The following is a 13,743-nucleotide window of genomic DNA, read 5'->3' as shown; positions in this document are numbered from 1 at the left end:
GCTGGGGGGTTAATTCCCCCCAAGCGGTACTAACAGAACATCGACCTGGCTTGATGTGACAATAGATTTCGCCGCGCAGGCTGCGCGCGAAAAAAAGCTGTGGTTATGATTCCCGCAAATCACTAAATCAATATTTTGTTTGCGACACATGTCGAGAATATGGGCGTTAAGCTCCCCGGTCGCAATAATTGTCTCATAAACCGGATATTGTGCCTTTTCCACTAATTCACGCAGAAATTGCTGCGTTTCTTCCTGCAGAACCTCACGAATATCCTCCAGCATGGGGGCAGCCAGCTGATTATACATCTCAGGCTCTGCGGCGAGTGTGATGAGGCTGATGCGGGCATTGTGGGGCCTGGCAATGGAAACGGCTCTGGCGACGAGCTGATGGCTTTCGGGAGAAACTGCTACGGAAACAAGAAGATGGGAGTAACTCATGGCGCACTCCTTAGATGTCTGAAAGACAGCGTTTAACCACCTTTACCGCGAAATCTCCACTTCTGCAAGAGCTGAATGCGACATTAGTGTGAAGCTTATCATAATTATTCATTAATTATTCTTATAAGAAGAATAACTGAAAAATGCGCCTAAATGAAAAAAATTAACAACTTAACGAACATCACACAAATGCATGTTTTCAATGTTTAATCATTCTTAAGCGTTACAAAGTCATTTCTAATAATTTCAGTGTGAAACAGTGTTTTGAGACTGTCCTCATAACTCTCTGTTTTTTCACGGTAAGAAAAATGTTTTACGCAGAGTCAACTGGCGTGAATGTTTCAGACAGAGGTTCATGACAGAGCAAGCATGTAACGTGCCAGTTATTTTAAGCCATCTGCATGAGTATTCGTCATTTAAGAATACAAAACAGTTCCAATTGGCTAATAAGTGAGCAAATTACAAGTCATACTGATGGATTTATGGGTCATATTCGCTTAAATTATGTGATGTGCGTCACATTTTTTTTAAATTTGAGGGTGGCTGGATTGTATGTGGCAAAACTGACGAGTAGAGTTTGCGTCGAATTAGGAAAAATCTTAGTTATTTGTAAGAAATGATAAAACACGTAAGAGACGCATCCGCGGTTTCTCTCTTACGGTTTCAGTGAATACAAACCTAAATTCAACTATGCATTTAGCCTTTTCTTTTTTATACCGGGTGATTTCCCGGCGACATCACGGGGTGCGGTCTTTCCGCATAAAAATAATAGTTGGTTATTCGGGATGGGAACAATGCATACATCCGAGTTGCTAAAACATATCTATGACATCAATTTGTCGTATTTACTGCTCGCGCAGCGTTTGATTAGTCAGGACAAGGCGTCCGCGATGTTTCGTCTGGGTATTAACGAAGAAATGGCAACCATGCTGGGCGGCTTAACCCTCCCGCAGATGGTTAAACTGGCTGAAACGAATCAACTGGTTTGCCAGTTCCGTTTCGATGATTCACAGACAATAACGCGTCTGACGCAGGAGTCCCGTGTAGACGATCTTCAACAGATCCATACCGGTATTCTTCTTTCCACTCGCTTGCTTAACGAAATCAGCCAGCCTGATGACGTAGCCCGTAAGAAAAGGGCCTAGCAATGAGCGAGAAAAGCATTGTTCAGGAAGCGCGTGACATACAGTTGGCCATGGAGCTGATTACACTGGGTGCTCGTTTACAAATGCTGGAAAGCGAGACTCAGCTGAGCCGTGGTCGTCTCATCAAACTGTACAAAGAGTTACGTGGTAGTCCCCCGCCGAAAGGCATGCTGCCGTTTTCTACCGACTGGTTTATGACGTGGGAGCAGAATATTCACGCTTCCATGTTCTGTAATGCCTGGCAGTATCTTCTCAAAACCGGTTTGTGTAGCGGCGTTGACGCCGTGATCAAAGCATACAAACTTTACCTTGAACAATGCCCACAGCAGGAAGAAGGCCCTCTGCTGGCGCTGACCCGCGCATGGACGCTGGTGCGTTTTGTTGAGAGCGGAATGCTTGAACTGTCGCGCTGCAACTGCTGCGATGGCAATTTTATTACCCATGCTCATCAACCTGCAGGCAGCTTCGCCTGTAGTTTATGTCAGCCTCCATCCCGCGCAGTAAAAAGACGTAAACTTTCCCGGGATGCTGCCGATATTATTCCACAACTGCTGGATGAACAGATCGAACAGGCTGTTTAACCCGAACGTGTGGGAAAGATTCCAGCAGCGGTAAGCAATTACCGCTGCTTTTTTTTACCCCGCAATCGGTCAACGCTGCGAGCTGGACATCCTTGCCATAGTCACTAGCGGAAGGATGATGTCGTGCTTATCTTATTAGGTTACCTGGTAGTTCTCGGTACAGTTTTCGGCGGTTACATGATGACCGGCGGGCACCTTGGAGCACTCTATCAACCGGCTGAACTTATTATCATCGGCGGCGCAGGGGTAGGGGCTTTTATCGTTGGTAACAACGGTAAATCGATCAAGGGCACGCTGAAAGCAATTCCGTTGCTGTTCCGTCGCTCGAAATACACGAAAAGCATGTATATGGATCTGCTGGCACTGCTCTATCGCCTGATGGCGAAGTCGCGTCAGCAGGGCATGTTCTCGCTTGAACGGGATATCGAAAACCCGAAAGAGAGCGAAATTTTTGCCAGCTATCCGCGCATTCTTGCTGACGCCATGATGCTGGATTTCATCGTCGACTATCTGCGACTGATCATCAGCGGCAACATGAATACCTTCGAAATCGAAGCGCTGATGGACGAAGAGATCGAAACCCACGAAAGCGAATCAGAAGTGCCGGCCAATAGCCTGGCGCTGGTCGGCGACTCGCTTCCGGCATTCGGTATCGTTGCAGCGGTGATGGGGGTGGTTCACGCCCTGGCCTCGGCAGACCGTCCGGCAGCCGAGCTCGGTGCGCTGATTGCCCACGCGATGGTGGGAACCTTCCTCGGTATTTTGCTGGCGTACGGCTTCATCTCTCCGCTGGCAAGCGTTCTGCGCCAGAAGAGCGCCGAAACCACCAAAATGATGCAGTGCGTGAAGATTACGCTGCTCTCTAACCTCAACGGTTACGCGCCACCGATCGCGGTTGAGTTTGGCCGTAAAACGCTTTACTCCAGCGAGCGTCCGTCGTTTATCGAGCTTGAAGAACACGTGCGTGCGGTGAAAAACCCAAACCAACAGACGACAACTGAGGACGCATGAAAAACCAGTCCCATCCGATCGTCATCGTAAAAAAACGCAAGCACAAGGGCGGCGGGCATGGCGCACACGGCTCGTGGAAAATTGCGTACGCCGACTTTATGACGGCAATGATGGCGTTCTTTCTGGTGATGTGGCTGATCTCCATCTCCAGCCCAAAAGAACTGATCCAGATTGCCGAATATTTCCGCACGCCGCTGGCAACGGCGGTAGCCGGCGGGCCGCGTATCTCTAACAGCGACAGCCCGATCCCGGGCGGCGGCGATGATTACACCCAGCAGAAGGGTGAGGTGAAAAAAGAGCCGAACATCGACGAGCTGAAAAGAAAGATGGAGCAGGCGCGCCTGAAGAAACTGCGTGGCGATCTCGATCAGCTGATTGAAGCAGATCCGAAACTGCGCGCGCTGCGCCCGCATCTGAAGATCGACCTGGTGCAGGAAGGACTGCGTATTCAGATTATCGACAGCCAGAACCGCCCAATGTTTAAAACCGGGAGTGCGGAAGTCGAACCGTATATGCGCGACATTCTGCGTGCCATTGCACCGGTGCTGAACGGCATTCCTAACCGAATCAGCCTGTCAGGACACACGGATGATTTCCCGTACGCCAGTGGGGAGAAAGGATACAGCAACTGGGAGCTTTCTGCCGATCGTGCCAACGCCTCGCGTCGCGAGCTGGTGGTAGGTGGGCTTGATGATGGCAAGGTACTGCGCGTAGTCGGCATGGCCGCAACCATGCGCGTTTCCGACCGCGGGCCGGATGATGCCATCAACCGTCGTATCAGTCTTTTAGTGCTGAACCAGCAGGCGGAGCAGGCCATCCTGCATGAAAACGCCGAAAGTCAGAATGAGTCACTGGACGATTTAAAACAGCCTGGGGCCGTTCCTTCGGCTGCCGTTCCAACATCGCCACCAGCCAATCCGAGGTGATAGCGTGAGCATGGATATTAGCGATTTTTACCAGACATTCTTTGATGAAGCCGACGAATTGTTGGCCGATATGGAGCAACACTTGCTCGATTTGGTGCCCGAAGCACCGGACTCCGAGCAGCTCAATGCCATCTTCCGTGCGGCGCACTCTATTAAAGGCGGAGCCGGAACGTTTGGATTTACCATCCTGCAGGAAACGACCCATTTAATGGAAAACCTGCTTGATGAAGCGCGACGCGGTGAGATGCAGCTCAATACCGACATTATCAACCTGTTTTTGGAAACCAAAGATATTATGCAGGAACAGCTCGACGCCTATAAAAGTTCGGCAGAGCCTGATGCCGCCAGCTTTGAATACATCTGCAATGCGCTGCGCCAGCTCGCCCTGGAAGCAAAAGGTGAGGTCGCTGCAGCCGTTGTCCCTGCGGCGAAACTGAGCGTTGTCGATGCTGTTGCTGTCGATGAGGCCGCGCCAGCCGCTGCACAGGCGGGAAAACTGCGCGTTGTGCTGTCACGCCTCAAAGAGAATGAAGTTAACCTGCTGGAAGAAGAGCTGGGCAACCTGGCGAAGTTAAGCAACGTGGTAAAAGGCAAAGACAGCCTGGCCGCGACGCTTGATGACGGTATTGGCCAGGACGATATCGTAGCGGTGTTGTGCTTTGTGATTGAAGCTGACCAGATTGCTTTCGAAACCGAAACTGCTGCGGTTGACGCCCCTGCCGCTGCGGAAGAGGTGGCTGTTGTGGCTCAGGCCGCCGCACCGGCTGTGGCATCTGCGGCCCCGGCGCTGAAGGCCGTGCCAAAAGAGGCTGCGGCACCCGGTGGACGTGGTGAGAAACCTGCCGCTCGCTCCAGCGAGTCAACCAGTATCCGCGTTGCCGTTGAGAAGGTTGACCAGCTGATTAACCTGGTTGGCGAACTGGTGATCACCCAGTCGATGCTGGCGCAACGTTCTAACGAACTGGATCCGGTCACGCACGGCGACCTGATTACCAGCATGGGTCAGCTGCAGCGTAACGCCCGCGACCTGCAGGAATCGGTCATGTCCATCCGTATGATGCCGATGGAATATGTCTTCAGCCGCTTCCCGCGTCTGGTCCGCGACCTTGCCAGCAAGCTGAACAAACAAATTGAACTGACCCTGATGGGCAGCTCAACCGAACTGGATAAGAGCCTGATCGAGCGCATTATTGACCCGTTAACGCACCTGGTGCGTAACAGCCTCGACCACGGGATCGAACTGCCGGAAAACCGCATTGCCGCCGGTAAATCCCCGGTCGGCAACCTGATCCTCTCTGCGGAACACCAGGGCGGAAACATCTGCATCGAAGTGACCGACGACGGCGCGGGTCTTAACCGCGAGCGCATCCTGGCAAAAGCGATTTCGCAGGGGATGGCGGTCAATGAAAACATGACCGACGAAGAAGTGGGCATGCTGATCTTCGCGCCGGGCTTCTCTACCGCGGAGCAGGTGACCGACGTCTCCGGACGCGGCGTTGGCATGGATGTGGTGAAACGTAACATCCAGGAGATGGGCGGCCACGTTGAGATCCAGTCTAAACAGGGTTCCGGCACCACCATTCGCATCCTGCTGCCGCTGACGCTGGCGATCCTCGACGGCATGTCGGTCAAAGTGGCGGACGAAGTCTTTATCCTGCCGCTGAACGCCGTGATGGAATCCCTGCAGCCGCGTGAAGAAGATCTGCATCCGCTGGCGGGCGGCGAGCGCGTCCTCGAAGTGCGCGGTGAGTACCTGCCGCTGGTGGAACTGTGGAAAGTGTTCGAAGTGGACGGGGCGAAGACCGAGGCCACGCAGGGCATCGTTGTGATCCTGCAAAGCGCGGGGCGACGCTACGCGCTGCTGGTCGATCAGCTGATTGGTCAGCACCAGGTGGTGGTGAAGAACCTCGAAAGCAACTACCGCAAAGTGCCGGGTATTTCTGCCGCCACCATTCTGGGTGATGGTAGCGTGGCGCTGATCGTCGACGTGTCGGCGCTTCAGGGATTAAATCGTGAACAACGTGTGGCGTACACAGCCGCCTGATTAAGTAGAAGGTAATAACATGACCGGTATGAGTAATGTAACGAAACTGGCGGGCGAGCCATCAGGGCAGGAATTCCTGGTATTCACTTTAGGCGATGAGGAGTACGGCATCGATATCCTGAAAGTGCAGGAAATCCGTGGTTACGACCAGGTTACCCGCATCGCTAACACGCCTGCGTTTATTAAAGGTGTCACTAACCTGCGTGGCGTCATTGTGCCAATCGTGGACCTGCGCGTGAAGTTCAGCCAGGGCGACGTTGACTACGACGACAACACCGTGGTGATCGTTCTGAATCTGGGGCAGCGCGTGGTAGGTATCGTGGTGGATGGCGTCTCTGATGTGCTTTCCCTGACCTCTGACCAAATTCGTCCTGCACCGGAGTTTGCGGTCACGCTGTCGACCGAATATCTGACCGGACTGGGCGCGCTCGGCGAGCGTATGCTGATTCTGGTGAATATTGAGAAGCTGCTGAACAGCGATGAGATGGCGCTGCTGGACATCGCCGCGAGTCACGTCGCGTAAGTAAATGCAAAACGGCAACCGAGGTTGCCGTTTTTTGTATTTGCTCCCTCATCCTGTGGGTGAGGGCATCAGGCCTCACCCTTTTTTTCACCTTACGCTTCCTGCTTTACCAGTTCAGCTTCAGCGTCCGCTTCCCGCGCACCTTCATTCTGCGACAGCATCGCGGTCGCAATACCATTCCCCAGAACGTTAATTGCGGAACGGCCCATATCCAGGAAGTGGTCGATCCCCATGAGGAGCAGAATACCCGCCACCGGAATATTAAAGCTCGGAATGGTTGCTGCCAGCACCACCAGGGAAGAACGCGGTACGCCTGCAATCCCTTTCGACGCCAGCATCAGAGTCAGCATCAGCACCGTCACTTCAGAGAAGCTCAGGTGAATGTTGTATGCCTGCGCGATAAACATCGAGGCGAATGAGCAGTACACCATCGAACCTACCAGGTTGAAGGAGTAGCCAATCGGCAGAACGAAAGAGGCGATGTTGCGCGAGCAGCCAAAGCGCTCCAGCTGTTCCAGCGTTTTAGGATAGGCGGCTTCAGAGCTGCTGGTGGTAAACGCCACCAGAACAGGGTCTTTCAGCATGCTGACCAGGCGAAACACCTCTTTTTTCAGCACCATGTAACCCACGGCCAGCAGCACCATGCAGGTAAGAAGAATGGCAACATAGTAGCCACCAATAAACGAGGCGTAGTTCAGCAGAATGCCCAGACCCTGCGTGGCAATGACGGAGGAAATCGCCGCGAAAATGGCCAGCGGCGCAACGTACATCACATAACCCGTGACCTTCAGCATGATATGGGAAACCACATCCAGCGCGGCCACCAGCGGGGCGTTGAATTTCTGTCCCAGCGACGCGCCGCCAATGCCGAAGAACATCGAGAACACCACAATCTGCAGGATCTCATTGTTTGACATCGCCCCTGCGATACTGGTTGGAATGGTGTGCGACAGGAACGCTTTCAGCGTCATGCCTCCAACGGCCAGACCGGTATCTACCGCCTCGGTAGGGATCGTCAGGTTCAGACCGCTCCCCGGATGCTCCAGCGTGACGATAAACAGTCCGACCAGAATAGAGAGCACGGATGAGCTGATAAACCACACCATCGCTTTACCGCCGACGCGGCCAATGGTGGAAGTTTCGCCCAGCTTCATAATGCCAACGGTGAGCGTACTAAAGACCAACGGTGCAATGACCATTTTGATCAGACGGAGGAAAATATCGGTCAGAAGGGTAATATTATCCGACCAGGCTTTGATGGCATCCGCAGATGCATACTCATGAATTGCTGCCCCTGAAAGAATACCCGCCAGCATGAATATCACGATGAAGAGTGTGAGTTTGTTTGCACTTGCCACGAAAAAAGACCCTCTATGCGCTTCAGATGTAGCCCGCGTCGATACATATAAATTTTTTATTACGACGCAGGAAATTATTCGGCACATAAATTGACGCAAAGTGTAGGGGGATACAACTCCTTTTTAAGTTTTATTAATTTTGTTGTTAATGTGCAGACGATATATTGCGATCGTCGTCACACTTTAATGGATATATTCTCCTCAGATATAATAAAATCGCTGCCTGTTTAAATTTAACTATCTGTTATTTATAGGGAAAATTAGTCAATAAGACATATGGCTTATGCGCTGTATGGCAGGTGGTCGAAGCGATATCCGTAAACTAAATTCTCAATAACCCCCCTCAGAGGAACATTAAGCGGGGCTAACATCTTGAACGACAAAAATAAAACGTGGCAAGGGAACGGAGACGTCTTCTGGAGGGTGGTAAATGAAAAGAAAACTCCTTTTGATCTGCGCAGGCACCTTACTGACTGCGACAACGGTCCATCAGGCGCTGGCCGTCACCAGCAGCGGCACCATCGGGGCGACGCTGACGCTCACGAATGGTTGTCTGATAAACGGATCGCCCACGCAAAACGGCATTAACTTCGGGACACTGGATTTCGGCACCCATCCCGCAACGTTTTCCACTCTGACCACGCAGCTAACCGGCGCCAGCGGCGGAAACACCTTCACCATTCAATGTACAACCGCCAGCTATACGGTGGCGATCACCGGCAACACCAACTCTACCGCCCCCGGCACCGTTGTCGGCACCCCGGGAACACCTGCGCGCTATCTGGTTAACACCGCCAACGCGGCTCAGGGTGTGGCATACAGCCTGTACAGCGACAGCGGGTTTAACAGCGTGATTGCCAATAATGCCGCGCTGCCGATCGCCTCAACGGCCGGAGGTGTGGACAGTTACACCCTCTACGGACGGATTACCGGCGGCGGTAACAGCGTGACGGTCGTCCCGGGCACCTACACCGACACGATAAACGTCAGCGTAACCTATTAGTCCTGCACCGCCATGAAGGCAACTCTTACTGGTCTGCGCAATCGCGCAGAGGGAATCGTGCAGCCTTTTTTCGCGCTGATCGCCGGATTGCTCATGATGCCCGCAGCGGATGCGGTGACATCCCAGTCCTTTAAGGTCAGCGCGACGATTGTTCCAGGGTGCGCGGTGGCCACCGGTAGCGGAGGGCTTCTCGGTACGCTGGATTTTGGCAGCCATAACGGCGTCGAGAGCGCGCCGGTCAGCACCAGCTTTGTGCCAAACGGGGCGTTGTCTATCGCCTGTACGCCGGGCGTGTCGCTGAGCATGAGCATTAATGGCGGGCAGAATTATTCATCCGTTCGCCGCATGAAGCGGTCCGGTGGAACAGAGCTGGTGCCATACCGGCTCTACAGCAGCAGCTCGCTGGCCGCAAACAGTGAAATTGGCGTCAACCAGGCGATACCGGTGACCTATACCAACAGCAATAACATCGCGCTACCGCTTTTTGGCGTAGCGCTACTGACCGGGTTTAGCCCGGCGGGAACCTATTCCGATCAGCTCACCGTGACCTTGTCATGGTAATAAAGGGAGAGTGTTGATGAAGCCATTTTTCAGACCCGTTTGTCTGGCGGGCGCGTTGGGAATGGCGGTTGCCGGCCAGGCGCAGGCGGCAGCCACCATTCTGCTCTGGCCTATCGACCCGTGGCTTGCAGCGGACGCCAACGCCACTGAACTGTGGATCCAGAACCAGGGAAACAGCGCCACGACGATGCAGGTCCGCATCGTGCGCTGGAAGCAGGAGGACGGACACGAGCGATATACCTCGCAGCAGGACGTGGTCGCCAGCCCGCCCATCGTCACGATTGGCACAGGCAGCAAGCAGCTTATTCGCCTTATCAAACAGGCTGCGGTTCCCGCGGGCGTCGAACAGGCTTACCGCATTATCGTGGATGAAATCCCCCAGCCTGATGCAAAAGCCGAACCCGCCATCGGCCTCAAATTGCAGATGCGTTACTCCATCCCTCTGTTCGTGTATGGACAGGGGATCCGAACCATGAAAGAGGGCGCGCATCACGCGCTGGCGGAACCCCAAAACCTGAGCTGGCGTGTGACGCGCGCGGAGGGGCAGCCTGTGCTGGAGGTCAGAAATCGGGGGGATGTCCATGTCAGGCTGAGCCAGGTGACGCTGGAGCAGGGAGGGCAGAAACGCACGGTAGCGGAAGGACTACTGGGTTACGTCCTCCCGGGCAGCACCCGCAGCTGGCCCATACCCGCTGGCGTTCGTCAGCCAGAGCGGATGAGCGCACAGATTAATGCCAGGGACGCACAATGGCAGTCGACGCCCGTCAACTGAAGCCGGCGATGATGATACTGCTTTGCGTCAGTTCCGCGACCCTGGCCGAGCCCGGCGACGACAGTTTGCCGCCGCCTCCGCAGGCGCAGACGATAAATGATGAAGCGGTTTTCCAGCTTGCCCTCGTGCTGAACCACTACGATACCGGTCTGGTCGTGCCCGTAACGCAGCGTAAAGGCGCTTTCTTTATCTCAAGCGCCGATTTGCTGCGCGCGGGGCTGCCCCCGGCGCATGTTCCTACCGGAGAGGTGAATCTCTCCTCGCTTGCTCAGGTTCGGGTCGAGTATGACAGCGCCGCGCAGCGCCTGCTGCTGACCGTGCCCCGTGACTGGGTGACGGCCCGCGTGACGTCTTTTAGCGGGCAAACGGCGCAGGCCAAACCGCACTTTGGCCGCGGGGCGCTGCTGAATTACGATCTCTACACTAACCACGCGGAGCATATCGGCGGTCAGGCGTCGCTCTGGCATGAGTTCCGCTACTTCAACGAGAACGGCTCGTTTTCCTCCACCGGTTACGCGCGGGAAAATTTCACCGGTAATGACGGCCAGCAGGAAGGGTATGTCCGCTATGATACGACCCTGCTGTTCACTCACGAAGATGACGCGATGAGCTGGAGCGTCGGGGACGTGATCAGCGATGCCCTGAGCTGGAGCTCCAGCGTGCGGATGGGGGGCGTAAGCGTAGGGCGGGATTTCTCCCTGCGACCTGACCTGGTGACGTGGCCGCTGCCCGAGTTCGCAGGGGAAGCCGCGGTACCTACCTCGGTCGATCTTTTTATCAACGGCTATCGCTCCGGTTCGACCCAGCTTCAGCCCGGCCCCTTCACCCTGACTAATTTACCCTATATCAACGGCGCCGGGGATGCGGTTCTGGTCACAACGGATGCGCTGGGACGCCAGGTCAGCACCACGCTCCCGTTTTACGTCACCAGCGACTTGCTTAAAAAAGGGCTGAGCGACGGCGCCGTGACGTTCGGCAGCCTGCGGCGTAATTACGGTATCAAGAATTTTGACTACGGCTCGGCGGCAGGCAGCGGCTCGTATCGCTACGGGGTGACGGACTGGCTAACGCTGGAAGGGCATGCAGAAGGGGCGCAGGAGCTGGCGCTGGGTGGCGCGGGAACGGTAATAAAACTCGGCCAGTTTGGCGTGGTAAATACCTCTTACTCGCAGAGCCGCATGCGCGGGGATGCGGGCGGGCAAATCAACTGGGGTTACCAGTACAGTACCAGCGAATTTAGCGTCGCCACTCAACACACGCGCCGTGACCGCGGCTTTGGCAATCTGGCCCTCTACGACCAGCCGACGGTGTATGACGAGAACAATAAACCCATCGCCAGCTTCAGCCGCAATACGGACCAGTATTCTCTGACCTTCAACCTGGGACAGTACGGCAACATCGGCGCGGCCTGGATCGGCGTGGAGAGTTTTGACAGTCAGAAAACCGAGCTGCTCAATCTCTCCTGGAGCCGCAACCTGTGGGGGGCGAGCAGCATTTACCTGGCCGGCAGCCGGGACCAGCAGCGGGGAGACTGGACGGTCGCGCTGTCGCTGCAGGTGCCGCTGGGGGCACGCGACAGCGCTGCCGTCACCGTTGAAAATACCCCGGATGCCGGCAGTACCCAGCGCATTAACTACAACCACTCTATGCCTTCTGACGGTGGTTTCAGCTGGAACATGGCCTGGGCCAACCAGTCAAGATCCAGCGATTATCAACAGGCTACGCTGGGCTGGCGCAATAACAACATAGAGCTGCAGGGCGGCGGCTATGGCGAAAGGGACACCATGACCTGGTGGGGCGAGGCGATGGGCGCAATTGTGCTGATGGACGGCGAGCTGTTTGCAGCGAATAAGATCAACGATGCATTTGTGGTTATCAGTACCGACGGCCACCCGGATGTGCCCGTCAGCTATGAGAACCAGCCCGTCGGTAAAACCAATAATAATGGCTACCTGCTGATCAGCGGGGTGTCGGCGTATTATCCGGCAAGCTACCGGATTGATACCCTGAATCTGCCGGCGGATACCCGTCTGAAAGAGACCGAACGGCGGATAGCGATCCGCCGCCACAGCGGCTATCTGGTCGATTTCCCGATGGAGCAGGAGCGGGTGGCAAGCGTCATTTTGCATGATGCGCGCGGCCAGGCGCTGCCGGTGGGAAGCCAGGTCCGACGGGTCTCGCGCAGCAATGCGGTGGTGGGGTATGACGGCATCGCATGGCTGGAAAATCTCAGCGATGTGAACCCGCTTGAGGTGATCGCACCTGATGGAAAACGCTGCAAGACCACTCTGACCGTGGGGGCCAATCCGGAGCACAAGCTAAAAACCTACGGGCCGCTGATTTGTCGGGAGGAGCCATGACGCGCCTGCTGCTGTTGATCCTGCTGCTTTTCTCCGGCGGCGGCTGGGCGGCGTGTACCGTCAGTACGGTTAATGCGTCGTTTGGCAGCGTCACTTCGTTCGCGCTCAGCGGAACCGGGGAAGTTCAAACCACCGGCACGCTGGTGGTGGCCTGCGATGCCGTGTTGAATCTGCTGACCAGCGACTCGGTAACGCTGACCTACACCGCGGCATCGGTTTCGGGCAACAGTCGGGCCACCATGAAACGCACGGATAATGCGGCCATCACGGACGTGATCCCCACCCGGCTGTGCGGGCTATCGGGGTGCGCGAGCAGCAGCGAGATACAGATAAGTAAATCATATACCTGGAGCGGGAATACCCTTCTGGGATTGCTGGGGTCAAAGCAGTACAACATTCCACTTTATTTCCGCACCGTCGCCGGGCAAAACGTGACTGCCGGGCCATATCAGGTGCAGTTAACCTTCAGCGTTAACTACAGCGTCTGCTCCGTGGGCGCGCTCGGCCTTTGCTCAATCAATCAGACGGGTACCGCGACAACCACCATCCTGTTAGATATGACCGTCACCAACGACTGCAGCGCCATGACCACGCCGGACGTCAACTTCAACAGCGCGCCGCTGGTGCAAAGTTTCCCTACCGTCTCGCAGGCGATTGCCGTCACCTGTACCAAAGGCAGTACGTATACCATCGGCATTAATAACGGTGCCAACGCGCTGAACAACGTGCGGCGCATGGTGAGCGGCAGTAACGCCATGAGCTACGACATCTATAAGGAAGCCACCGGTAACCGCTGGGGCGGCAGCGGCAGCGAGCGCTGGTCCAGCGCGACGTCGTCGCAGGTGAGTGCCGACGGTTTACTGCGCACCTACAACTACACCGCGAAAGTCCTGACCAGTCAGGCCACGCCTCCTGCCGGAACCTACACCGACACGCTGATTGTCGACGTGGCGTTTTAACCCCGCGCTTTTCCCTTTCGCAAATGTAAAGTTCCTGTGGGCTGTGCCGATAACACCGTTAA

13 protein-coding genes are annotated in these 13,743 nt (G+C 55.2%); 11 read left to right on the top strand and 2 right to left on the bottom strand.

Annotated features, from left to right (window positions below; translation table 11 throughout):
• Positions 1-9 precede the first annotated feature (9 nt).
• Positions 10-438: a universal stress protein UspC gene (gene uspC, locus LRM19_RS15880; RefSeq protein ID WP_271369376.1), complete on the bottom strand. Its 429-nt coding sequence runs from the start codon at positions 436-438 to the stop codon at positions 10-12.
• A 794-nt stretch (positions 439-1,232) separates the two neighbouring features.
• Between uspC and flhD the strand changes: the two genes are divergently transcribed.
• The 6 genes from flhD to cheW all read left to right on the top strand — a co-directional run bounded on the left by flhD (position 1,233) and on the right by cheW (position 6,668).
• Positions 1,233-1,583 carry a flagellar transcriptional regulator FlhD gene (flhD, locus tag LRM19_RS15875; RefSeq protein ID WP_008500415.1) on the top strand — a complete coding sequence of 117 codons (351 nt, stop codon included), beginning with the start codon at positions 1,233-1,235 and terminating at the stop codon, positions 1,581-1,583.
• A 2-nt stretch (positions 1,584-1,585) separates the two neighbouring features.
• Entirely contained in the window at positions 1,586-2,164 is a 579-nt protein-coding gene (gene flhC / locus LRM19_RS15870; RefSeq protein ID WP_013096051.1) for a flagellar transcriptional regulator FlhC, read from the top strand.
• A gap of 123 nt (positions 2,165-2,287) precedes the next feature.
• On the top strand, positions 2,288-3,175 hold the full coding sequence (gene motA, locus LRM19_RS15865) for a flagellar motor stator protein MotA (RefSeq protein ID WP_008500417.1): 888 nt from the start codon (positions 2,288-2,290) through the stop codon (positions 3,173-3,175).
• Complete coding sequence (motB, locus tag LRM19_RS15860; RefSeq protein ID WP_109845187.1) at positions 3,172-4,101, top strand: flagellar motor protein MotB; 930 nt, start codon at positions 3,172-3,174, stop codon at positions 4,099-4,101. The genes motA and motB overlap by 4 nt, the downstream gene beginning before the upstream one ends.
• A 4-nt stretch (positions 4,102-4,105) precedes the next feature.
• Positions 4,106-6,145: a chemotaxis protein CheA gene (cheA, locus tag LRM19_RS15855; RefSeq protein WP_271369366.1), complete on the top strand. Its 2,040-nt coding sequence runs from the start codon at positions 4,106-4,108 to the stop codon at positions 6,143-6,145.
• Positions 6,146-6,164: 19 nt separating this feature from the next.
• Positions 6,165-6,668 (top strand): chemotaxis protein CheW, encoded by a 504-nt coding sequence (gene cheW, locus LRM19_RS15850; RefSeq protein ID WP_023312262.1) that lies wholly within the window; start codon positions 6,165-6,167, stop codon positions 6,666-6,668.
• A 92-nt stretch (positions 6,669-6,760) separates the two neighbouring features.
• On the opposite strand, the gene LRM19_RS15845 is transcribed toward cheW, so the two are convergent.
• Positions 6,761-8,026 (bottom strand): dicarboxylate/amino acid:cation symporter, encoded by a 1,266-nt coding sequence (locus tag LRM19_RS15845; RefSeq protein ID WP_111964836.1) that lies wholly within the window; start codon positions 8,024-8,026, stop codon positions 6,761-6,763.
• Between the two features lie 430 nt (positions 8,027-8,456).
• Between LRM19_RS15845 and LRM19_RS15840 the strand changes: the two genes are divergently transcribed.
• The 5 genes from LRM19_RS15840 to LRM19_RS15820 are packed head-to-tail and all read left to right on the top strand — an operon-like array spanning position 8,457 to position 13,681.
• Positions 8,457-9,029: a Csu type fimbrial protein gene (locus LRM19_RS15840; protein WP_111964835.1), complete on the top strand. Its 573-nt coding sequence runs from the start codon at positions 8,457-8,459 to the stop codon at positions 9,027-9,029.
• A 12-nt stretch (positions 9,030-9,041) separates the two neighbouring features.
• Positions 9,042-9,590: a Csu type fimbrial protein gene (locus LRM19_RS15835; protein WP_111964834.1), complete on the top strand. Its 549-nt coding sequence runs from the start codon at positions 9,042-9,044 to the stop codon at positions 9,588-9,590.
• A gap of 16 nt (positions 9,591-9,606) precedes the next feature.
• Complete coding sequence (locus LRM19_RS15830) at positions 9,607-10,362, top strand: fimbrial biogenesis chaperone (RefSeq protein WP_111964833.1); 756 nt, start codon at positions 9,607-9,609, stop codon at positions 10,360-10,362.
• The gene (locus LRM19_RS15825; protein WP_271369359.1) at positions 10,338-12,722 is read left to right on the top strand and encodes a fimbria/pilus outer membrane usher protein; all 2,385 of its coding nucleotides are present in this window, start codon (positions 10,338-10,340) and stop codon (positions 12,720-12,722) included. Before LRM19_RS15830 ends, LRM19_RS15825 begins: the two co-directional genes overlap by 25 nt.
• Positions 12,719-13,681 (top strand): Csu type fimbrial protein, encoded by a 963-nt coding sequence (locus LRM19_RS15820; RefSeq protein ID WP_271369357.1) that lies wholly within the window; start codon positions 12,719-12,721, stop codon positions 13,679-13,681. Before LRM19_RS15825 ends, LRM19_RS15820 begins: the two co-directional genes overlap by 4 nt.
• Positions 13,682-13,743 lie beyond the last annotated feature (62 nt).

The organism is Enterobacter sp. PI-10, from assembly GCF_027947695.1.
Classification (GTDB): Bacteria; Pseudomonadota; Gammaproteobacteria; order Enterobacterales; family Enterobacteriaceae; genus Enterobacter; species Enterobacter vonholyi.
Note: the sequence above shows the minus strand (reverse complement) of the source record. Positions and strands in the feature narration are given on the sequence as shown.

Excerpts from the sequence above, each read along its gene's own strand:
- cheW (WP_023312262.1), top strand. The coding sequence starts at position 6,165 with ATGACCGGTATGAGTAATGTAACGAAACTGGCGGGCGAGCCATCAGGG.
- LRM19_RS15830 (WP_111964833.1), top strand. The coding sequence starts at position 9,607 with ATGAAGCCATTTTTCAGACCCGTTTGTCTGGCGGGCGCGTTGGGAATG.
- LRM19_RS15835 (WP_111964834.1), top strand. The coding sequence starts at position 9,042 with ATGAAGGCAACTCTTACTGGTCTGCGCAATCGCGCAGAGGGAATCGTG.
- LRM19_RS15820 (WP_271369357.1), top strand. The coding sequence starts at position 12,719 with ATGACGCGCCTGCTGCTGTTGATCCTGCTGCTTTTCTCCGGCGGCGGC.
- LRM19_RS15840 (WP_111964835.1), top strand. The coding sequence starts at position 8,457 with ATGAAAAGAAAACTCCTTTTGATCTGCGCAGGCACCTTACTGACTGCG.
- motB (WP_109845187.1), top strand. The coding sequence starts at position 3,172 with ATGAAAAACCAGTCCCATCCGATCGTCATCGTAAAAAAACGCAAGCAC.
- uspC (WP_271369376.1), bottom strand. The coding sequence starts at position 438 with ATGAGTTACTCCCATCTTCTTGTTTCCGTAGCAGTTTCTCCCGAAAGC.
- flhC (WP_013096051.1), top strand. The coding sequence starts at position 1,586 with ATGAGCGAGAAAAGCATTGTTCAGGAAGCGCGTGACATACAGTTGGCC.
- flhD (WP_008500415.1), top strand. The coding sequence starts at position 1,233 with ATGCATACATCCGAGTTGCTAAAACATATCTATGACATCAATTTGTCG.
- LRM19_RS15825 (WP_271369359.1), top strand. The coding sequence starts at position 10,338 with ATGGCAGTCGACGCCCGTCAACTGAAGCCGGCGATGATGATACTGCTT.